Annotated in this window: 17 protein-coding genes; 6 read left to right on the top strand and 11 right to left on the bottom strand. The window is 49.9% G+C overall.

All coding sequences use genetic code 11. The features are described from left to right. Window positions 1–74 precede the first annotated feature (74 nt). From EL628_RS18690 to EL628_RS18675, 4 genes are all read right to left on the bottom strand, one after another. On the bottom strand, window positions 75–1,202 hold the full coding sequence (locus tag EL628_RS18690) for a hypothetical protein (RefSeq protein WP_126581425.1): 1,128 nt from the start codon (window positions 1,200–1,202) through the stop codon (window positions 75–77). 255 nt (window positions 1,203–1,457) lie between these two features. Then, window positions 1,458–2,327 (bottom strand): 3-keto-alpha-glucoside-1,2-lyase-like domain-containing protein, encoded by an 870-nt coding sequence (locus EL628_RS18685; protein ID WP_126581424.1) that lies wholly within the window; start codon window positions 2,325–2,327, stop codon window positions 1,458–1,460. 120 nt (window positions 2,328–2,447) lie between these two features. Then, the gene (locus tag EL628_RS18680; RefSeq protein WP_126581423.1) at window positions 2,448–3,320 is read right to left on the bottom strand and encodes a 3-keto-alpha-glucoside-1,2-lyase-like domain-containing protein; all 873 of its coding nucleotides are present in this window, start codon (window positions 3,318–3,320) and stop codon (window positions 2,448–2,450) included. Window positions 3,321–3,498: 178 nt separating this feature from the next. Next, the gene (locus tag EL628_RS18675) at window positions 3,499–3,783 is read right to left on the bottom strand and encodes a metal-sulfur cluster assembly factor (protein ID WP_245994155.1); all 285 of its coding nucleotides are present in this window, start codon (window positions 3,781–3,783) and stop codon (window positions 3,499–3,501) included. A 503-nt stretch (window positions 3,784–4,286) separates the two neighbouring features. On the opposite strand from EL628_RS18675, the gene EL628_RS18670 reads away from it, so the two are divergent. Beyond that, window positions 4,287–4,496 carry a response regulator transcription factor gene (locus EL628_RS18670; protein ID WP_126581421.1) on the top strand — a complete coding sequence of 70 codons (210 nt, stop codon included), beginning with the start codon at window positions 4,287–4,289 and terminating at the stop codon, window positions 4,494–4,496. 62 nt (window positions 4,497–4,558) lie between these two features. Here the strand turns inward: EL628_RS18670 and EL628_RS18665 are convergent, their stop codons facing one another. Both EL628_RS18665 and EL628_RS18660 read right to left on the bottom strand, forming a co-directional pair. Further along, complete coding sequence (locus tag EL628_RS18665; RefSeq protein WP_126581420.1) at window positions 4,559–5,419, bottom strand: GNAT family N-acetyltransferase; 861 nt, start codon at window positions 5,417–5,419, stop codon at window positions 4,559–4,561. Between the two features lie 287 nt (window positions 5,420–5,706). Then, on the bottom strand, window positions 5,707–8,901 hold the full coding sequence (locus EL628_RS18660) for an AAA domain-containing protein (RefSeq protein WP_126581419.1): 3,195 nt from the start codon (window positions 8,899–8,901) through the stop codon (window positions 5,707–5,709). A 124-nt stretch (window positions 8,902–9,025) separates the two neighbouring features. Between EL628_RS18660 and EL628_RS18655 the strand changes: the two genes are divergently transcribed. Beyond that, window positions 9,026–10,201 carry a DUF711 family protein gene (locus EL628_RS18655; protein WP_126581418.1) on the top strand — a complete coding sequence of 392 codons (1,176 nt, stop codon included), beginning with the start codon at window positions 9,026–9,028 and terminating at the stop codon, window positions 10,199–10,201. Window positions 10,202–10,230: 29 nt separating this feature from the next. On the opposite strand, the gene EL628_RS18650 is transcribed toward EL628_RS18655, so the two are convergent. From EL628_RS18650 to dnaA, 5 genes are all read right to left on the bottom strand, one after another. Beyond that, the gene (locus EL628_RS18650) at window positions 10,231–10,818 is read right to left on the bottom strand and encodes a GAF domain-containing protein (RefSeq protein WP_161975601.1); all 588 of its coding nucleotides are present in this window, start codon (window positions 10,816–10,818) and stop codon (window positions 10,231–10,233) included. A gap of 293 nt (window positions 10,819–11,111) precedes the next feature. After that, window positions 11,112–11,624: a universal stress protein gene (locus tag EL628_RS18645; protein WP_126581416.1), complete on the bottom strand. Its 513-nt coding sequence runs from the start codon at window positions 11,622–11,624 to the stop codon at window positions 11,112–11,114. A 387-nt stretch (window positions 11,625–12,011) separates the two neighbouring features. Further along, a complete protein-coding gene (locus EL628_RS18640) occupies window positions 12,012–12,320 on the bottom strand; it encodes an ATP-dependent Clp protease adaptor ClpS (RefSeq protein ID WP_126581415.1) in 309 nt (102 codons plus the stop codon). A 167-nt stretch (window positions 12,321–12,487) separates the two neighbouring features. Beyond that, complete coding sequence (locus tag EL628_RS18635) at window positions 12,488–13,069, bottom strand: hypothetical protein (RefSeq protein ID WP_126581414.1); 582 nt, start codon at window positions 13,067–13,069, stop codon at window positions 12,488–12,490. A 117-nt stretch (window positions 13,070–13,186) separates the two neighbouring features. Continuing rightward, window positions 13,187–14,905, bottom strand: coding sequence for a chromosomal replication initiator protein DnaA (gene dnaA / locus EL628_RS18630; RefSeq protein ID WP_161975600.1), 1,719 nt, complete (start codon window positions 14,903–14,905; stop codon window positions 13,187–13,189). Window positions 14,906–15,312: 407 nt separating this feature from the next. On the opposite strand from dnaA, the gene EL628_RS18625 reads away from it, so the two are divergent. The 4 genes from EL628_RS18625 to murA all read left to right on the top strand — a co-directional run bounded on the left by EL628_RS18625 (window position 15,313) and on the right by murA (window position 20,613). Beyond that, entirely contained in the window at window positions 15,313–16,038 is a 726-nt protein-coding gene (locus EL628_RS18625; protein WP_126581412.1) for a hypothetical protein, read from the top strand. Next, on the top strand, window positions 15,998–17,593 hold the full coding sequence (locus tag EL628_RS18620) for an FHA domain-containing protein (RefSeq protein ID WP_126581411.1): 1,596 nt from the start codon (window positions 15,998–16,000) through the stop codon (window positions 17,591–17,593). The genes EL628_RS18625 and EL628_RS18620 overlap by 41 nt, the downstream gene beginning before the upstream one ends. Window positions 17,594–17,740: 147 nt before the next feature. Continuing rightward, window positions 17,741–19,243: a phytoene desaturase family protein gene (locus EL628_RS18615; protein ID WP_126581410.1), complete on the top strand. Its 1,503-nt coding sequence runs from the start codon at window positions 17,741–17,743 to the stop codon at window positions 19,241–19,243. A 14-nt stretch (window positions 19,244–19,257) separates the two neighbouring features. Continuing rightward, window positions 19,258–20,613: a UDP-N-acetylglucosamine 1-carboxyvinyltransferase gene (murA, locus tag EL628_RS18610; protein WP_126581409.1), complete on the top strand. Its 1,356-nt coding sequence runs from the start codon at window positions 19,258–19,260 to the stop codon at window positions 20,611–20,613. Window positions 20,614–20,637 lie beyond the last annotated feature (24 nt).

Here is a 20,637-nt window from a genome sequence, read left to right as displayed (position 1 = left end):
CTGAGCATTGACGAGTCTCATGCTCAGATCTGTTATAAATAAATTGCTGCTACAATAATTTCCTACTGGAGGAACTACCAGAGTTGCAAATTGCTGAAAGCAACTTCCGTCGTATTTTTCTCTTCCTCAGCAAACAGGGCGATATACCCATTTGTGTAGGTTGTATCGTGAATCTCCGTGACTAACTGCTGATTGGCGTAGATAAAAAAAGTATTATTCTGCGAGATCAGCATAATTTGATTCATCTGACCTGCTCCACTATGGAAATCATAGGCATGGCCACTCTGAACTTTTTTAGCATGGTCCCCAACGTTATCAACATAGGTAAAGAGACTATAATCACCATCTACCCCAAAAGACAGTTTGTATAACCTGTCATTATTGATATCGGCATGGAAGATAATCCCGCCCTCATCACCAGAGAGAATATTCATTTGAATTTGTAACGCGAAATTTCCGACAGAGGGTATGATCGGTGTTTGACATGGAACAAATACATTGTTCTGGCGAGTCGAGATATGATACGCTCCATTACTAAAGCCGCACGCATTCCCGTATCTATCCTGGTAGATATCCCACAGATAGGTATTCTGCTGTAATGGATCATTAATAATAGCTGGAATACTCGTCATTGAACTGTAGAGAGTTTGAGGGGCTGCATCTAACTTCGCAATGGCATCATTGGTCTGTTTGTTTGAGAGATTGATCTGCCTCTGAGCAGAAGAGAGCTCTTGTGCCCTGGTCGTTGCCTGAGCCGAGATCGTCCCCAGAGCTGCATTTGTGTGATTGACCTCAGCAGGATGAGCCACAGCGGCATAGTAGATCACGCCAGTGTTTTCAATCAGTAAAAGAGAGCCAATGATAATAATGGCAATCAGAAGTGGCAGAAACACATTGAGAGGTTTTGCCGTTGGCCGTACAGGTGGTTGAGCTGATGGCAGCGGATACTGAGTCGGGTCAGTATAAGCCAGTGGTGATACCGCAGCGATAGGTTCTGAAAGCACAGCAGCTGGTACGGTATGATAAGACTCCAGCGGAAGTGGAGCTTGTCCCTCAGGCTCATCAGTTGAGAGATGAGGAAGCGTTTGTGTCTCCTCGGGGCTTTGCAGTTCTGTTGCAGAGGCATACTGTTCAGATGGGTGGCAGTTGGGGCAAACGTCCTGATCTGAAGGGAGCTCCATCTGGCAAACTTTACAATGCATAATAGTTCATCTCCAAAAAGGCATACTGAAGGAGAGAGAACAGTATGAAGTCATACTATAAATACAGGAATTGAAAAACGTTATCTCTTCTTACAGTATTGCTATAAAATAGAAAAGAAAGTTTCAATGCTTGAATATATTAAACAGAATTGTTCAACAATGCATTCGAATTGTAACATAAATAGTACGCCATTTGTTGGGTTTATCTCTCGCATGTGAGAAAAGTGTCAATTCAAGAGGGCCAGCGAAGGGCATCTATAGCTTCCAGACACGTAGATTTGAGAACGCCATCTCTGTCGGATTCGTCGTATCACTGGCGAAAAAGCCAATTTTGCCTGTACTATACGTCGTATCATTGACGCTACCGACCAGCTGCTTATTGATATAAAGATAGATATTGCTTCCCTGAGCAATAATCGTAAGGGTAAGCTTCTTGCCTGGAGCGAATGAGACAAGCGGATTTTTCTCATACGCTAAAGCTGTACCATGAGAAGGATCGGTACGGGCATCCAGGCTAAAGTAGCCATCATGAGTGAGTCGAAACATATAAGAGGTATGAGTTTGATCGTTAGCGCGAAAAATAACGCCGCCTGCATCTCCCTGGATTGGATTGAGTTGAACCTCGAGAGCGAAATTGGTGAGATCTGCCAGCGCTTTGCCCTGAGCGAAGCAGGAGAGATAAAACCCCTTGCCAAGAATAGCAGCATGAAAGGCTCCATCACTAAAGGAGCATCCCCCGCCTTCTTGAGCACTATAGGTATCCCAATTGGCAGTACCTTGTTCGGCCAGCGTTGAGGTTAACAATGGAGTACCGCTGGTTGCTTGTGTATAGATAGCCTGTTGAGCGGTTGTCGTAGCTTGAGCTTGTATAGTGGCCTGAGCCAGAGAGGTTGCAACAGCCCTGGCCTGTCCCTGAGCAATCGTTGTTGTCTGGGCTTGAGCCGTTACCGTTGAATTAGTAGAAGCGGTCTGAAGAGAACGAACAGTAGCCGTTGCCTGGCTGCGTAGCTCAGCAGGATGACTGACCGTCGTATAGAACAGTAAGACGACCCCACTTGTCATCAATAGAATGGTCAGTATCAGGATAGAGAACATCACGCCTTTAGGTAGAACGTATGCTTGCATAGCTTCAACTCAACTTTTCTTCACGAATGCCAGTGGTGGTGTTATTGCTGTGTTAGTATACCATTTAGAGCTTTCGCTGCCAACTCTCTTTGTCAAAAAGCGCCCATGAGCGTGAGCGGGTCATAATTGCCAGACCTGTACCTGTGTATACACGATCTCAGTTGCCGTATGAAGGTCATCGGCAATGACCCCAATCTGTCCAGTCGAGCGAGCTGCATCTTCAACACTTGTGAGATACGTCCCATTGAGATAAAAGTGAAAGGTTTTGCCTCGAGCGAGCACTGCTAACACATTCTCCTGCTGATTATTTGTTGCAATCAAAGAGCTCTGTCCTCCCGTAAGATGTTGTGCAGTTGTGCCTGTTTTATCGGGATAGTAATAGATATCGTAGCTTTGATCCTGCCCGATCTGAAAGAGATAAAATGTCGAGTTTTTGCTGTTGGCGCGAAAGATAATCCCGCCTTTATCGCCGCGCAAGAACTTCATGTGCGCCTGATAGATAAAATTTTGGAAATGGGTATTGAGTGCGGTACAGGAGATAAAATAACCCTTCTGGGTAACGCTTACATGATAGGAACCATTGTTAAAGGAGCAGCCGCTATCGGTCTCCCAATTAAAAATATCAGGTTTCTGGAGGGTATCAGTGAGGAATGGAGTTTTTTGCGTAAGCCGCGTATAGTCATCCTGAAGCTGTGAGACAGTAGTAGCTGTGGCATTATTCTTACTCTGAGCAGTCGCTGTGATGTGTGTAAAGTGCTCTTCGTTACTTTGTCGCGTAGCGGAGAGCGCATACAGAGCCGTTGCAGTTGACTGAAGATGGCTCTGATAGGGCTGGTAGAGCCGGTTGTAGGCCGTAAAGCCACTTATCAGAAGAACAAAAAGCAGTCCGACGAGGCTAAAAAGAAAGCCAGGACGTCGAAAGCGTGAGTGGGTGGTTACCTGTGTCGCCTGGACAAGATCAGATGGTGAGTGGTCCTTTTTCTGTAATGGCATAGCGTCTCCTCCCTACCACATATAGCTTCTCCAACCAGTATAACGATCGCTCGAAGTAGCAAAAAAAGAATTGAGAGTCAATGCTGAACGGGTTGTACCATATAGTATTGAAAGAGGCCATTGAAAAGAAAAAGCACGTTCAAACTGTTGTGAAAACCGTTTAAACGTGCCACCTGATTTAGACCATTCCAAGTTCCCACTTGGCGTCTTCGGTCATACGATCGGGAGACCAGGGCGGATCAAAGGTAATATCGACCTTGCAGCTCTTCACATCTTCGACCTCTTCCACGCGCATCTGAACCTCACTCATAACCTCCCCAGCCATGGGGCAGCCCATAGCGGTTAGCGTCATGGTAATCTGGACACTACCTTGTTCATTATCGATATCTACACCATAGATCAGGCCGAGATCGACGATATTTACAGGAATTTCTGGATCATAACACTCGTGAAGAGCGTCCATTATCGCTGCTTGATTGATTTCTGCCATAGAGCGTACCGTCCCTTGTCATTGTCTTCAACGTTAATCCGAGTAATTTGGTCGGAATATATTCTGTGAGTACTATAGCCCAAGAAACGGTGATTGTCAAAGGTCTATGGAGCGAAAGGGGTCCGTTCCAGGCCTTGATCAAGCTTGTGAGATCTAACGTGCAGTCCTACCAGTAGAGGATATCGAGTATGTTCGAAGAGGTTAAGATTTTTCTGCCTGTATCTGCAAAAATTAACCCTGTTACGCTTGCTAGATACAGATAAATGTAACGACAGAGCTGTATAGTGAAGGTAAGAGAAAGAAAGGTGCGGTCTATCCTCATTCCCTGGAGACAGTCCGATGTTCATTATAAGTGACGGCACCTTTTCTTTCATCATTCTCCACGCTCTAACGGATTTTTCTGTCAGGCGAACTGTACCTACTATAGACGCAATATAGACGCAGAAGACGCAATATAGACGCAGAGGAGAGAAGCTATGGGAGATTTGACAGCACGCGAGCACGAAATTTTACTTTTGATCGCCAGAGGAATGCTTCCTAAAGAGATTGCCAGTGTGCTTGTAGTCAGTGAAAAGACTGTTCGCAATCATTTGCAAAGTCTCTATCGAAAGCTTTCACTCTGTGATCGTACTCAACTGCTTATCTATGCGCTTAAGCAGGGCTTCATCGACCTGCATTCGCTTTAGGGATGTTGTGAGAGCTGTATAGCTTAGAGTTGTATGTTCAAGCGAGAAGTTAAAGCAGTATTTTAAAGCAGTATTTTAAAGTAGTGATATGCTTGTTGCTGATGAAAGCCACAGGATTGATAGAGGAAGAGAGCATTGGTATTGTCAGTCTCTACATCGAGGGCAATCTGCGACCAGCCTTCGGCCTGTAGCATAGCTACCGTGTGTTGGAGGACTTTTCGACCATACCCGCGTTGGCGATAGGCTGGAAGGATGCCAAAAGTTGTGATATCGATGCTCCCTTCTCCTTCTCCAACAACGCTGATGGTGCCAATTGGTGTGCCGTGAAGCTCGATAAAGAAGAAGCGGCGGTTGGATCTCAGAATCTCTCTGGTAATCCATGGTTCTATCTCTGCTGGATCGTCACCAAAGGCTGTACTACTCAAGTGGCTGATCTCACTGGCCTCGTTATGGGTTGCCAGGCGTAAGCTTAACCCCTCTTCATTCAAGAAAGGTGAAGACTGGGAATCAGTGTTGGAGAGCACCATATGATATTCAGAGAAGCTCAGTTCTCCGCCAACGGCTTTGGCAAAGGCAGTGCCCGCGGGAATGGTGTCTAATCCAACGACCAGGAGACTTTCTTGCTGGCGGGTGCGACACCAGGTTTGAGCCGTTTGCAGGAGGCTTCGGCCAATACCCTGGCGGCGATAATGAGGGTGGACGGCTCCCAGGAGCTCCGGGTTGTGTTCACCCAGCAGGTAGGCAAATCCCAGCAGTGTGTCTGTCTCATAATAAAGCAGGGCAGTACCTGGTGTCTCGGCCACATTAACGGGAAAGTGTATCTGATCGTGCTGCTGGCAGATTGCGATTAAGGCCTGTAGTCTGGGAAGGTCAGTTGCGTTCACGCCTTCTGTAATGACTGTCCGTATATGATTGGTTGACATAGTATTTCCTTTGATGTGCTTTTTCTAAAGCGCTCGTACGCGTTGAACGAGCGCGTAAACGTATGCAAAATAGTTTGAGGGAGACTGTGCATCAAAGGTGGTCCGAAGACGTGCTTGAGAAGCGTTCTGGTGATGATCGTGCTAGTGGAGCAGCGGATCAATCGCATGTGAAAGGATGCACAGCTTTAAGGAGAGTGTTGTTTCCATTATGCTGCCCCCTTTCGTCTATGATGATCGCACTGAACAATCAATCTTGTCGCAATTATAACAGAGCCGGGAACTATTGGCTAGTGTGAGGTGATAAGTGTGTTCATGCTGCGACAATAGGTAATCAGGCGACTGAAAATGGGAAGATTTTCAAGTGCTCTTGCATTACCAACCAGGATTAGTTTCCTCTGGGCGCGGGTAAGTGCCACGTTGAGACGATTGCCATTAATGAGAAAATCACGGCGTGGGCTCTCCAGAGCTGGTTCTTGATTCGTGGCAAAGGACATAATGATCACGGAGCGCTCACCACCCTGGAAGCGATCAACGGTATCTACACTGAGAGGAGTGTCCGCTGAAAGTCCTTCCCAGCCCAGCGGAGGGAAAGCACTAAACAGATGGCGGCGGATATTGGCAACCTGTGCTCGATAGGGAGCAATGATGCCAATCTCATGCGGTGGGATGCCACGTGAGAGTAACGTCGCAACGAGTTCGCGAATGGTCTCGGCCTCAATGATGCTCAGCTTGCCCTCTGGATTGAAGGTCTCTTCTCGCACATCCAGGAATACCAGGGGCCATTCTGGCTTCAGTGCCCTGGTAATAGCAGTCTCTGCTGAGGGCAATAGACGCTGACTGTGCTGGTAGCTCAGCGTACGATTGGCAATAGAGCGATCGGCCTGCAATAGATTGTCATAGAAGACGCGCGATGAAAAATTCGCAATCCACTTATTCATGCGATATTGTGTGCGTAGCGGAACGCAGGCACTGATGCTAAGAGGGTGCGCTTGCATATAGTCTTCATCCCATTGTTTGAGCTGGCTGAAGAGAGAAATAGCGAGACCTGCCTCTGCTGCCTCCTTGCTCAGAACGAGAGGAGGAAGCTGCTTTTCATCACCAACCAGGATAAAGCGTTTTGTAAAGCGCAAGGCTCCCAATAAGGCTGGGATAGTGAGCTGACCAGCTTCATCGATAATGGCTACATCGAAGCTGAGCCCTCCATTGGGAGTAAGATCCTCACCATTTTGCACCGATTGTGGTATATATTTATCGGATGACCAGGTTGCTGTTGTTGAGGCAACAACTGGCATCGTAAAGAGGATCTCCCTTACGGCTGTACCAGGATCTGTTGGTACGGCAGTGCGTAAGAAGGCCGCTCGTGGCGCAGTGGTCCGTGGATCAGCTAAAGCCTGTTCGACGAGCTCTTTGAGCAGATGGGGGCGCATATACTCATCAACGCTACGCTCATGGCCCAGGCGCAAATACTGCTGAAAACCTTCTCGCTCGAGCCGCTTGAGCATATTATCCACAGCTTGATTAGTAAACGCGACCAGCATAACTCGTTGTCCTTCGGCAACCAGCCGTTTGACAATCTCAGCAATGACACTGGTCTTGCCAGTGCCAGGAGGTCCTTGAATGAGCAGATAATCCTGCATCTGGAGGGCACGTTCAACGGCAAGGTTCTGCTCAGCATTAAAGTCTGAGCGAGCCCCCTGGTGATCAGAGAGGGCTTTGAAGCGAGGACGAATCTTACCAGCGACGAGGTCACGAAGATGAGGAGTTGCCTGTTGCCAGCGCCAGAGATTCTGAAGGGTGCGCATATGCACCAGATCATTATCATAGCGATCGATTGAGGTAGGATGTGCGATAAGTTCACGCGTCCAGATTGAGATCTGCTCAGAGCTCAGCCGCATAATCGTGCCAGTAACGACCTCGCCAGAGATGGGATTGCCATCGCTTAGCAGGATCTCATCGCCCTCGCGCAGTTCAGAGGTATTGGTACAACGAAAATCCTGTCGCCAGCCATCTTTCTCCACCTGAGGTCGTTCAAGTGGTTCCAGGCCTTGTATCGACATTCCCAGCTCGAGGCGTTCGCGCATAGTGGTCTTCCAGAGCGTCGCTTGCTGTTTCTCGCCTTCGCGCCCCTCAAGTTGGAGGAGCCGATAGTATTTTTGGAAGAATACTTTCTCTTCACTGGTCTGGAGTGTTGTATGCTGAACAGAAGCATGCGGAGTGGCCTGCTGGCGCTGTTTTAGCTGCTCAAAATCAGGTTCAGGCATGGGCCAGTCAAGCATGCTTGAGATGGATTGGCAGTGTTCGAGGAGCGAGCAACGGGTACAGCGCGACGGCCCTGGAGGAGCGGGTGGGACCTGCGTGACGCGGCTAAGCACCAGTAGATTGCGGGTCTCATTAACGCGCTGAATCTCGCGAATCGTAGCTGGAATGCCGAAGGCCTGAGCCTGTGATGGCGTCCCACTATAGAGCAGAGTAGCAAGCGCTTTCTTCATCTGGGAATCGCGTCGAACAGTGAGTAAGGCATGATAGCCATAGACCTGCCAGCGATGGTCGCGTTGTGGGAGATTTCCCTTCGCGCCCCCCGTTTTTAGTTCAAGCAGACGCTGGCGACCAGATTGTTGCCAGAAGAGGTCCAGTCGTCCGCGAAGACCGATTTCAGGTGCGAGCAGGAACGTCTCAGCGCGAACCTGATTCGCCTCTGCATTGTCACCCTGGCCAACCTGATCTGTATAAGAGGCAGGAAGATCCCAGAGCGTATTGCGCTCATGCTCATACCAGTGGGCAAGGCTCTCCAGATGAGGGGCCACCTCTTCCCTCATCGTCTCGACCTGGATATCGGCGAGCGCCATCTCGAGCAGAGAGAGATCCAGCGCCTCAGTAAAATGGCGTTGGAGTACTTGCAGCGCGGACTCGCCAGCATTTTCCTCGCCTGTTGTAGTCTGTGCTGGCTGGCGATCATGCTCTTTCAAAAGCTCTTTAAAAGCATGATGAATCAGATTACCACGAATCGTCGCAGGCGATGAGGTAGAAGGGAGCAGACGTTTCAGCGTATATTGGCGTCCACAGTATTCAGCTTGATTGAGATCAGTAATATTGAGCAAGATATCAGGCTCAAGGACCGCAAGCGTATATGCATTGGTGCGGTAACGGAGCCGTGTGCGCCCTGGATATTCAATCACTTCCGGGGCATATGGGAGATGATAGACCTGGAGTGTCAGTTGATAAGAGCCCACAACATCTCCGCGAGCCTTAATCTCATTGATCAACGAGCGATAATAGCTGCGATCCAGCAAGAGCTCGACCTGTTGAGAGCCCGTGTCGAGAATGAGAATCGGAATGCGTTCATTATCAACCTGGCGTTCGAGAGCGGTAACGATGCGTCCAGAGAGCTGGGCTGCCTGGCAATGCTGTTTGCTTGGATCAAGTGAGCAAAGGAAGCAGCCCTGTTTTGTATCATGTTGTACATTGGCATCATGCGTCACCATGTTTAATTCTCTCCGTTTTTGTTGTGCTGTCACGAAGTGTACGGTAGCGGTAGGAATTCGTCAAGTAGGGTGGGAGAGAGGATTTCAGACAGCAATTTAGTGGAAATAAGGGATCATAGGAAGTATGGTTACGATACGCACATTGACGTTGGGGATAGCCGAGAGCCATCCCTTGCCCGCCAGTATCCTTGGGCAGGCAGCGCATATATTGCAGGAGGCATCAGCACAGTATGCCGCCGCAGGCTATACAGTACAGACTCTGCGCATCTCCACGCGCTCGCTATTCCAGGATCTGGCTGATTGGTCGGCAGCAGCCATTCTCGTCTATGCACGAGAGCTGCAACAGATGCTGGATGACTTTGGATTAGAATACTGTTCAGTTGGAACGGTGCAGGTGAGTGAGCCTCATGTCTCATTGCAGCCTTTAGAGCAGGTGGCAGATATTTTAGCTGCTACCACTGCAATTAGTATGACCGTCCAACTCGCCACCCAGAGATATGGTCTGCGTCCAGAGGCAGCGCTTCCAACGGCAGAGATTATTCAGCGCCTGGCCCATGAGACAGATGAAGGCTTTGGGAATTTTCGTTTTGCCATGTTAGCCTGCGTTGAGCCAGGAAGCCCTTTTTTCCCCAGCGCCTATCATGAAGGTCCCAGTAGTCTCAGCATCGGTTTGCAGGGGGCCTCTCTTCTCACCGAAGAGTTAGCCAGCGGAGAGAGCAAGCGAACAGAGCCATTAGGATTGTCAATGATCACAGAGCGTGTGAGAACAGCTTTAGAGAGAGCAGCGGGACCGATCGTGAGCATGGCGCAAGAATTTGTTCGGGGGAAGCAGATACGATTCGGTGGTATCGATCTCTCGCCTGCCCCAATGGGCGAAGAGAGTATTGTACCAGCCTTAGAGAGTTGTGGATATGGAGAGTTTGGAGATGCAGGGACACTGGCGGTTGTGGCCGCACTCACAGAGGCCTTCAAAAGTACCGGGCTGCCTACCTGTGGCTATTGCGGTCTCATGTTGCCAGTATTAGAGGACCGTCTATTGGGGCAAAGATGGGCGGAGAAACGCCTCACGCCGCATCAATTGCTCCTCTATTCGGCTGTGTGTGGTACAGGATTAGATACTATTCCACTGGCTGGTAAGACGGAACCAGCAGTCATGGCTCACCTGTTACTGGATGTGGCGACCTTAGCGCTCCGTTTGCGTAAGCCACTATCTGCGCGTTTGTTTCCTGTACCGGGTCGGCAGACAGGGGAATTAACAGTTTTTACATCCCCTTACCTTACCAACACCCAGATTGGATAGAACAGCAAGAGGTAGCGAACATGTGTGGCTTAAAAAACGTTGGGAGCGCCCCAAAAAGCATTCATCACACCATGATAAGAGCTTTTGACGCTCTCATAGAGCCGCGCATTTTCAATTGCAAGGGCGGCAAGGCTAGCGAGCACAGATAAAAACTGAATATCGTCTTCATGAAAATCGACAGGAGTATTGGTATAGACGCGCATAACGCCAATAGCCTCGCCACGGACCTCAAGTGGGACACAGAGAACCGAGATCAGGCCTTCCTGGCGAGCGGCCTCTGGATACATAAAGCGTGGATCGATGCGTACATCATGGATAGAGACAGGAGAGCCATGGAGAGCCTCATGATCAATGGGGCTATGGACAACATCAACGGGCCCTTTACTGAGATAGTTCTCACTAAGCCCATAGACAGCACTGAGGTGGAGAAGACCACTTTCCTTGTCAAGTAAACGCAAGCCACAGGCTTTCACCTGCATTGCTTTTGTGATACTTATCACCACACTTTGAAGTACCTGATCGAGATCCAGACTGGACGAGATGGTTAGAGCGGCCTGATAGAGGGCTTGATAGTAATCGCGCTGTGGGGTCTGGCCTGTGGTGGCTGCATCAGTCATAGTCAAATTTCTCCCCGATGGTATGGTAGTCATCATATCGTTGTAAAAACAAATGGACACTTGTAATACGTATACAATAGTGAAGATGTAGCACGAGAGAGAGGGAAAAAGCTGAAGATAAAGATGTGAAAGCTGTTCTCAATCCACTGAAGTACTCTCATGAGCCAGAGAGATACAGCGTTGATGAGATTGCTGTTGGCACAGATTCATAGACTGGAAAAAGCAGAGCCCGAAGGGCCTGTGCTCTCCAGTCTCAATGGTCCACTGCAATGGGGGCCATTGAGCCAGACCGGTTATTTTGCTATTGTCGTTTGGGCCGGGGGATCCTGTACCAGCCAGACGCGACAAGGAGCATTTGCTAAGACATAAGCGACCGTACGGTCTAGATCTGCATGTGTTTTTCCAATGGTTGGTCGTGTCAGTCCGATTAAGAGTAATCCACAGTGGTGATCGCGAGCCTCATCGACGATAGCGGGGCCGGCATCGCGGGCCTGCACCACCTCAGCAATTGGATCGCTACCAACCTTGCGAGCAATCTCCATAGCAGCACTTAACAAATGATCGGCACGTTCGGATTCTTGTGAGAGTACAGCTTTGAGAGGTAGTGCTCGAGGCACTTCGATAACGTGGACAAGATGGACCTTACGTCTGGCTCCTTTCGCCATCTGGCAACCGAGATAGACTAGATTTGAGTCAAGCTTGTCACCGGCCAGCACAACGGCGATATCGCCCGCAGCGCACTCGCCTAAGGCGGACTTACTTATCTCTGTCTCTTCCTTGGCTCGGGAACCCCATAAGTGTACCATGATTTCTCCCCTCCTGATGGAGCGTGATAAACAGCATCATCTGGCACCTTCAGTGATTAGTGTCAGCATTGTTTTAAAGACCGTCTGCTGTCTTGGATAATTGAATCTTACGGATTCTATCGCTTACAGCAAGCAGCGTCAATAGCACAAGTATACATAGATCGTAATGTACCCAGGAACAGAGACTCCATATTCAATAATACATTGTACGCAGGTAAATTGTCATTGTGCCGATCCCAATTCCCCAGGTTCTGCTTCTCATGTCCCAGGTTACGTGTATTTCCTGGCTGCATCCTGCTGCATCCTATAGTACCATTTGGGATGAACCTTGTGCAAATTAAAAGACGACCACAGATAAGATGGTCGTCTTTTGGAGAAGGGAAGAGGTTATTCTGGCTCGATGGTAGCAATCAGGTTATAACTGAGAATCCGTTCTTGATAATATTCGGCAACTTCCTTGGGGCAGACAACAACCACGGCCCTGCCAGTGAGGTGAGCTGTTAACATGATATGTTCAGCTTCCTGCTGCGTTAATGTGTTGACTGCCTGTAAGAGCGCAAAGATGACATACACCATATCGTTGATATCGTCATCGAAGACAATGACTTTATATGGTGGAAGCAATCTGGTCAGATTGCGCGTAACCTCCTCAGGCCGGACTTGAAAGTCCGGTTGAGCAAGTATCTTGTCTGGCATTGTTTATTTTCTCCAGAAAAAACAGATAGATGGTGCTACTATCACCGTTTCATTTTTATTGTAACGAAGTGGAACTCATTTTACTAGTGGGATAGAAAACAGTCCTACACAAAAAATCCTCTCGCCCTAATTATTCTGGGTGAGAGGATTTTTTGTGCGAGAGAAGATTATACTTGTCGTTTGACGCTGCGATCGATTTTACCTTTATTGTTGAGGAGGATCGCGCGAGCACGTGATTTGCGACTGATATTTTCTGGATCATCAAACGTCAGAGCTACCACTGTACGTGCAGTTGGGAGTTGACGAACAGGTGCTCTGGTCGTCGTTGTGGGAGCCTGTCCAATGGCTCCACGGACGCGGCCTCGTTGTAGGAGCCCGATGATCAACCCGAGCACGATACCGATTGCGGCTCCGATTAGAACGGTGCCTGGTCTGGGAAGAGCGGGAATGACAAACGTAGTACCAAAGAGCAGAGCGCTGAGGACAACGCCAAAGAGTATCGCCAGAAAGGCAACAAACCAGGGGTTAGGGCCAGAGCGTCTGGTCTCTAAGAAGAAATTGCGGCGGTTACTATCGGGTCCATGCTCACGGAAGACAGCGTTTGTACTGACGATGCTCTGATCCATCTGATGGACTTCGTCATCGGTAAAGCCTTCTTTGCGCAATTTAGCTGATGCGGCTTCGGCGAGCGCCTCATCTGGGAACACCGCTAACAGATCAAAGTTAGCGGGCTGTTGTTTTTGTTGCATTGGAAATCGCTCCTGAAATAGGGTTTATGCATGATGATCGGAGGTTAGATTTGATAGTAATTATCTTATCATTCTGAAAACCCTGGTGCAACCAACAAAAAGTAAGGCCAGTGCTTCTTAGTGATGCTGGAACGATTCTAAGACGGCAGCAATCTCCTGGCGTATCTGATCATTGTTTGTCATCTCAGTATGGACTTTTTCCCAGCCATGCATAATCGTCGTATGATCGCGGCCACCCAGAGCGGACCCAATCTGTAGCAGCGAGGCACTGGTCTCTTCGCGCATAATATACATAGCGACCTGGCGGGGCCAGACGATATCGCGATCGCGCTGTTTCCCGCGCAAGAGAGTGGCATCGACGCTATAATAGCGGCTGACCCCATCCAGAACCTCTGAGACGGTCAGATTTGAGGCCACCTTCTTATCATAGATATGTTCAAGAGCCTGTGCGGCTAGCGGAACAGTCAGAGGTGCATCATGGAGGGTAGCATACGCGATGACGCGATTGAGAGCCCCCTCCAGTTCACGGACGCTACTGCATTCTGGGCGAGCAACGTACTCGAGCACGCCAGCAGGAACCGTAAAGCGCAAGGACTCGGCCTTGGAGCGGAGAATAGCAAGCCGGTGGTCATATTCAGGAGCCTGAACATCTGCAAGCAAGCCCCATTCAAAGCGTGAGCGTAGGCGATCTTGCAGGCTGCTAATGGCCTTGGGGGGACGATCGCTCGTCACAACGATCTGCTTATTCGCGTTGTGGAGCGTATTGAAGGTATGAAAAAACTCTTCTTCAGTGGACTCTTTACCAGCAATAAACTGGATATCGTCAACGAGCAAGATATCAATCTGGCGGTACTTTGCGCGAAACTCCTCAGTCTTCTGAAAGCGAATGGCATTAATAATCTCATTCGTAAATTTTTCTGAGGTTACATACAGCACATTCAGCCCAGCCTCCTCGCCAGCATGGCCAATGGCATGGAGCAGGTGGGTCTTGCCCAGTCCCACACCGCCATAGAGGAAGAGCGGATTATAGATACGGCCTGGATTTTCTGAAACCGCCAGTGAGGCAGCGTGACCAAACTGATTCGATTTACCAACAATAAAGCTGCTGAAGGTATAGCGAGGATTGAGCAGACCTTCAAAGGAAGGGCCTGCGGGTAAGGTTGGGCTATACTCTTGAACTGGATGAGCGGCGGCCATCTGTTTTGGAGGACGAAGGTGGTTCTCCTGATGGTCCTGGATCTCCTGAAGCTCACGCTGTTCTCGAGTTTCGCGGAAAGAGCGGGTTCCACGCATCTCCTGAGGCTCGCTGTGTTCGCGAGCCTCGCGTTTCTCGCGGGGGCGCCGTAACTCGCGCTCTTCATCAAAATTCTGCTTCTCTTCGAGCGCCGGAGTTTTTGGGCGCTCATGCTGGACAGAACGATAGGCCGGAGCAGGAGCGGGACTTGTGGGAGCCATCGAGTTGATGGCTGATGCGTTTGTGCTGGCACGTTTTTCGCGGAGAGCGGCGGCAAAACGTCCTTTTGACAAACGATAGGTCCGTTTTGGGGAAGGGGACTCCTCGGTTCCAGCGGATGCCTTTGGCTCTGGAACCTCTTTCGCAACGATAAACTGCACCTCAACGGTCGTACCAGTTACCTCAGAGAGAATAGAGCGGATTGTTTCAAGGAAGCGACCTTCTAAATGCGCTTTGGCAAACGTCGTCGGGACACGTACAATAAAGACGCCATCTTGAAAAGAGAGGGCGGATGTACCCTGGAACCAGGTTGTAAATACGGCAGAGCTTACTTTTGTCTGTAACCGTTCTATTGTTGTTTGCCAAATTTGTTTCGCATTCACACGCAGCACCCCTTTGGGGATAATTCAGTTTTGCCTGCATCGGGCTAGAACATTTAGATAATTGGGTTGAGAACCGCACGTTATTAGTATACCGTTACCGGGTAACAAAAGATAAAAAAAAGAGACGTTTCGTCGTTATATCCGTGTCGGCAGAGTGTAATGGTAGCATGTATTTTCGGGGCTGTAAAGCCCTACTCTTTTGGTACCAATGCAGCGTGCTCTGACGCGGGGCCAGAGTCAGATTGTGTGGAAAACGCCATCCAGATCCGTTTTGCTGAGTGGCGATATAGCGTCATCTTTCATAGGATAAGCTATACTAATCCAGAAGGAACTTTCTCTTACATAAACGATTGAAGCCTCCTTTCGGGGGAGTGGACAGGCCTTTTGGGTTGTGGGGGGAGATAAGCATGTCGTCTGCTGGAGAATATCGTCGGAGGCCATGGGCTGGTTGGAGACTGGAGAGATGGAATATGTGGAGGACATGGGGGCTCTGTTTTTGTGTTGCTCTGCTGCTGCTATCGTGTGCTGGAGAAGGAGATAATCGCAAGAGCCCGGCAACGCCATTGGTCGCCTTGCGGCAACTCCATTGGTGTCATCAGCCTCAAATAGTCTTTCAGGATGAGACGGCTGTGACAGAGCCCAGGACAGAGGCCTCCTCACCACTGGCGTCCGGCCCTGTGGATCGTACCCCTGATTGGAGCGTTGTGAAAGCAAAGCTTGGCTTTACCATTTTTTTGCCGGAGAGCCTGCCAGCAACCACATGTTTATTGAGTGCCTCTGGCCAGTTGCGCGATCCCTTATTTGGTAGTAACTTTGTGTTGACCTACCTATTAGAAGGTCAGGATGCCATCACATTTTCGCAGTCTCAACGTTCATCGAGCGCATCACCTTTATCCTTGCGTGTGCAATGCAGCATTTCGAGCGAGCTCACACTGGTTCAGCAAGCAAGTTCAGATTCCAGGACAGGACAACCAGTCCAGATTTGTACAGGAGTGCGTAATACAACAGAGATTGTGCTTTCAGCGCGAGGAACGGACGAGGCCTTACAAAGACAGTTCAGTGCTCTCAAGCCAGGCGTAGACTGGCTGCCGCATGCAGCGATTTCGCTGGATCGCCAGGGTGCGCATAAGTAATCTGCCTGTTACCGTGAAAATTAGTGAGTCTGTTCGTCCTATTAGTGGGACGATTGGTCGCTATGGGCATGCATCGCTCCGACCACCCTCGACGCTCAACTTTTACTTCTGGTATAATGGACAGAAGTTTTACATGTGCGCGAATTATGTATTCCTGCGCGCACTACGAATGGGAGGAACTTTGATCATGGATAAGTGTCCCTATTGTGGGGCCGAGACGCGGCCAGGAGATAACTTCTGTTTGAACTGTGGGAATCGCTTGCAGGCCCCCACTCCTTCACAACAGTCGGGAAGCGAGGCGACTCTGGCAACGGCTCCTGAGGATTGGGCTGCTGCGCAGAGCCCTATCGGAACTGGTGGATGGTCCGATCCTTCTGCTCCCACCATCGCGGCTTCCTCAGGTGCTGATCTGCCAACAGTGCGTGAGACTGTAGCACCAACGGCCCAGGCAACATTGGATCGTATCGAGCAGCCAGCACACTTTATTCTTCGCTCCGATACTGGTGAGGTTTTACAGGAATATCCCCTTGATAAAGACGAGATCACCATTGGCCGAGCTCCCAATAGTGATATATTGTTATCGAAGGATAAACTAACATCCCGCCGTCATGCGACCGTTCGTTTTGAGAATAATCGCTATATGCTGTACGACGAGCATAGTGCCAATGGTACTTTTGTCAATGCACAGCAGATTGATGATACTACTCCATACGAGCTAGTAGATGGTGATCATGTAGGAATTGGTGAGCACGAGCTTGTATTCCGTACGCATGCAGCGGCAGCTGGACAGGATATGCCAACGATTCCAGTGCCACAAGAGCCGACCTTCCGCACGCGTGAAGATCCATTGTTAACAGTACCCACCAGCAATCATGAAGATGAGTTTGGCACCGTCTCGCATGAAGAGCAGCCTGAGGTTGTGAAGGCGTATACACCTCTGACTGACTACCCGCCAGTTGCCGCGCCCGAGCCGAAAGTGGAGCCTACCGTGAGTGCACCAGCAGAGCAGCCCGTCGTTGAGACCAGCACGCCACCCCCTGCGCCAGTTGCCGAGAAGACAGCTCTAGGGACTGCGAATGGAGCGCGTCCGGCTGGCACTGATAAAGTTGATGGAGCAATCAACTTTAATCGTTTCAACAGTATTGCATCACCTTCATTGCCAGATGCGAGTGCGCTTGTAGCGGCATTGGCAGCATTGGATGGTCAGGTCAAAGATCTCCAGGATCAGATGAACGCCACACAGGATGCCATGCGCAGCCATGAGTCCGAGATCTCTCAGACAGCCAATCAGTTACGAAGTGGCATTCGCCGCGTCTCTGATCGGATGGATAGCACCATTGCTGACGTTGCGCGTAGCCGTGAGGCACTGGCCTGGGCAGAACTTCTCCAATTAATGGAAGATGTCATGAATAACCCCCGCGATATCGAGTATGTAACAAAACTGGCTCGCAAAGCGCGCGAATTAAACAAGGTCTTCCAGATTCATCAGAATGTGCTGAACACAATGGCTGAATGCAATAGCCTGTTACGCGGCATGATTGGCGAAGAAAAATAGGCCAAAATTTTACTAATGTGAGGGTGGCTGCAAAGGAGTAGGATACGGGTATGATCTGTGGGTAGCCGCCCTACAACTTATGTGGTCGCCTCCGCTGTAGCTTGCAGGGATGCGGTCCATATTTCATTGAGACACAGCGGAATTGGCATGTACAAACAAGTATCTCTTAGCGAAGCGAGCTCTTCTTCCACCGAAGCCTCTTCGACTACTCATGATTCCCAATCCACCGATGCTATTATTATTGGGGCTGGCCTGGGTGGCCTCTTAAGTGCTGCCCAGTTGTTGCAACGAGGGAAGCGCGTCATCATCGTTGAGCGTTTAAATCATTCAGGTGGACGTTTTACCGCCAAGACCTTTCAGGGCGTCCAGGTGAGCACAGGTGCTGTGCATATGGTCCCTTTTGGCAGTAGTGGTGTTCTGGCAACGATGCTACGTGGTCTTGGCATCCCTCATCGCCTGTATGATGCAGATGTCTTTGGGTCCTTTCATGTGCATGGAAAGCAGTATCGCTCCCGAGGACTGCTGGGCGTGCTTACATTTCTGGGTCCGGTCCAATCGCTTGGTCTACTCCGTCTGGGTCGGCTCATGTTTTTGACAGCGCTGCCAGAGGATGAGCGCAATCTCCCTTTTGATCAGTGGATGGCTCGCTATATCAAGGTTGAGAAGAATCCCCAACTGGTGGCATTCTTTACCAGCATCGCACGTTTTGCATTGAGCGTCGAACTTGATCAGATCAGTACTGCGGAAGTTGTTCATATCACGAAGAATATGTTTCGCTTTGGTGCGCCTGGCATCGTCCAGGGCGGGTGTGGAGCACTCACCCGGCAGCTGGAGCAACAGATTCTCGCGCAGGGAGCGCAGATTATGCACTCATGTGAGGTGTTACAGATCCTCCATGAGGAAGATCGCGTGGTAGGAGTGCGCATTCGTCAGAAGCAGAGCCAGGAAGAGCAGATCCTTACAGCAGGAATAGTGGTCAGCGATATTGGTCCACGAGCCACCGATGCGTTGTTAGAGAGCCGACGAGTGACACAGGCAGAGGTACTCAAGCAGCAGCAACCAGAAGCTGAGGATGAGTCTAACTGGCCAGGGGAGTCCGTACCAGAAGCAGTGGGCCTCAAAGTTCATATCCTGAGTGATATTTCGCTGATCCCCCATAAAGGTATTATGTATTGTCTGGATACCCGGCGTATTGCTGGCATGGTCCAGCCAACCAATAGTGATCCAACGCTTGCTCCAGCGGGCAAGCATCTTTTAATTAGCCATCAAGTGATTCAGAGTAATAATGTTGAGGAAGAGAGAGCGCTAGCCATTGCCGATCTCCGCCAGCTTTTTGGGCCAGCATTTGATCAACACTGCAAAGTATTGACAATGGGGACCTATCGAGGCGAATGGCCGGTGAATCGCATGGCTCAGGGGACAGATCGGGGTGGACGCTCTGCCTGGCAGGGCCTTTATCTCGTTGGAGATGCCGTCAAGCCATCGGGGTATCTGATGGTTGAGGGGGTAGCCCAGAGCGTCAATCGTTTTCTCGATCTATTAGCTGAACTTGATGAACGGCCCGGACGCTCGCATATGCTTGCGCCCCCTTCGCGGCTCAATGCTCTGCGCTGGTTATGGAAGGCTCCAGGTAATTCAGGTCAACGATAAGGAGACCATTATTCATGCTTGTTTCTGATTCGCAAAGTAAGGCGCCCCACTATCTGATTACTGGTGGGACGCCTTTGCATGGAGATGTTGTGCTCAGTGGAGCCAAAAATGCCGTCACTAAGATGGTCATTACATCACTGCTCACAACAAACCCCTGTACCTTACGGAATGTGCCACTACTGGGAGATCTTGATCTTACAATCAAGCTCTGTCAAGAGCTAGGGGCGCAGGTTCATTTAGACGATCATACTCTGTCCATCTGTACAGAACAGATCACCAATACGACTATTTCGCGAAAAGTTGGTGGCCTCAATCGCCTCTGCGTTATGACGATTGGACCGCTGCTTCACCGGACCGGTGAAGCCTCAATTCCCATGCCGGGAGGAGATCGCATCGGGCCGCGCCCCATTGATTTTCATATTCAGGGCCTGCGGCAGATGGGTGCGCATATCGTTGAGGAAGATGGTTACTATCACTGTACGGCTCCTCAAGGGCTGCGTGGAACGACCATTCGGTTGCCTTTCCCTAGCGTCATGGCAACTGAGAACCTTCTGCTCTCCGCATCTCTGGCCAAAGGCGTTACCATCATCGAGAACGCTGCAACCGAGCCAGAAATCGTTGACCTGGTCAAATTGCTGCAAAAGATGGGGGCGATCATCGAATTTAAAGTGGATCGCCGGCTCGTCGTAGAGGGAGTCAAGTCGCTCCATGGAGCCTCGCACACACTGTTAAGTGATCGAAACGAAGCAGTCTCTCTAGCCATAGCGGCCTATTTAACGCGTGGAGACATCTACCTGCGGCGCGCTCAGCAAGACACTTTATTGACATTCTTAAATACTTTATCCAAAATGAAGCTGCGTTTTGAAGTAGATGACGAAGGGATTCGTTTTATTGGTGACGGGAGCGTTCCTCCGCCTATCTCATTGGAGACCGACGTCCATCCGGGCTTTATGACTGACTGGCAGCAGCCTTTCACGATTTTATTGACGCAGGCCAATGGAATTTCAGTTGTGCACGAGACCATTTATGAAGACCGTTTTGGCTATACCAGCGCTCTCAATGAGATGGGTGCGCATATTGGCCTTTTCCCCAAATGTCTGGGAGAGATTCCCTGTCGTTTTCGTGAGAAGCAGCATATGCATAGCTGTGTTGTACGTGGGCCCACCCCCTTGCATGGTATTCGCCTGGACATCCCTGATATTCGAGCGGGTTGCTCCTATATCCTGGCGGCCCTGTGTGCCGAAGGAACCTCAGAGGTTTATGGTATCGAACATATCGAGCGCGGCTACGAGCATCTGGATGGCAAGCTACGCAGCCTGGGAGCTCAGATAGAGAAGATCGATGCAACCGTAGAAGTTTTAGGGTCATAAGAGAAAGAATTGGCGCTCAGAGGC

This window comes from Tengunoibacter tsumagoiensis, assembly GCF_003967535.1.
Lineage (GTDB): Bacteria > Chloroflexota > Ktedonobacteria > Ktedonobacterales > Ktedonobacteraceae > Tengunoibacter > Tengunoibacter tsumagoiensis.
Note: the sequence above shows the minus strand (reverse complement) of the source record. Positions and strands in the feature narration are given on the sequence as shown.

What these genes read in the sequence shown, in the direction of transcription:
- EL628_RS18690 (WP_126581425.1), bottom strand. Translation starts at nt 1,202, where the DNA reads ATGCATTGTAAAGTTTGCCAGATGGAGCTCCCTTCAGATCAGGACGTT.
- EL628_RS18685 (WP_126581424.1), bottom strand. Translation starts at nt 2,327, where the DNA reads ATGCAAGCATACGTTCTACCTAAAGGCGTGATGTTCTCTATCCTGATA.
- EL628_RS18680 (WP_126581423.1), bottom strand. Translation starts at nt 3,320, where the DNA reads ATGCCATTACAGAAAAAGGACCACTCACCATCTGATCTTGTCCAGGCG.
- EL628_RS18675 (WP_245994155.1), bottom strand. Translation starts at nt 3,783, where the DNA reads ATGGACGCTCTTCACGAGTGTTATGATCCAGAAATTCCTGTAAATATC.
- EL628_RS18670 (WP_126581421.1), top strand. Translation starts at nt 4,287, where the DNA reads ATGGGAGATTTGACAGCACGCGAGCACGAAATTTTACTTTTGATCGCC.
- EL628_RS18665 (WP_126581420.1), bottom strand. Translation starts at nt 5,419, where the DNA reads ATGTCAACCAATCATATACGGACAGTCATTACAGAAGGCGTGAACGCA.
- EL628_RS18660 (WP_126581419.1), bottom strand. Translation starts at nt 8,901, where the DNA reads ATGGTGACGCATGATGCCAATGTACAACATGATACAAAACAGGGCTGC.
- EL628_RS18655 (WP_126581418.1), top strand. Translation starts at nt 9,026, where the DNA reads ATGGTTACGATACGCACATTGACGTTGGGGATAGCCGAGAGCCATCCC.
- EL628_RS18650 (WP_161975601.1), bottom strand. Translation starts at nt 10,818, where the DNA reads ATGACTGATGCAGCCACCACAGGCCAGACCCCACAGCGCGATTACTAT.
- EL628_RS18645 (WP_126581416.1), bottom strand. Translation starts at nt 11,624, where the DNA reads ATGGTACACTTATGGGGTTCCCGAGCCAAGGAAGAGACAGAGATAAGT.
- EL628_RS18640 (WP_126581415.1), bottom strand. Translation starts at nt 12,320, where the DNA reads ATGCCAGACAAGATACTTGCTCAACCGGACTTTCAAGTCCGGCCTGAG.
- EL628_RS18635 (WP_126581414.1), bottom strand. Translation starts at nt 13,069, where the DNA reads ATGCAACAAAAACAACAGCCCGCTAACTTTGATCTGTTAGCGGTGTTC.
- EL628_RS18625 (WP_126581412.1), top strand. Translation starts at nt 15,313, where the DNA reads ATGTCGTCTGCTGGAGAATATCGTCGGAGGCCATGGGCTGGTTGGAGA.
- EL628_RS18620 (WP_126581411.1), top strand. Translation starts at nt 15,998, where the DNA reads ATGCAGCGATTTCGCTGGATCGCCAGGGTGCGCATAAGTAATCTGCCT.
- EL628_RS18615 (WP_126581410.1), top strand. Translation starts at nt 17,741, where the DNA reads ATGTACAAACAAGTATCTCTTAGCGAAGCGAGCTCTTCTTCCACCGAA.
- murA (WP_126581409.1), top strand. Translation starts at nt 19,258, where the DNA reads ATGCTTGTTTCTGATTCGCAAAGTAAGGCGCCCCACTATCTGATTACT.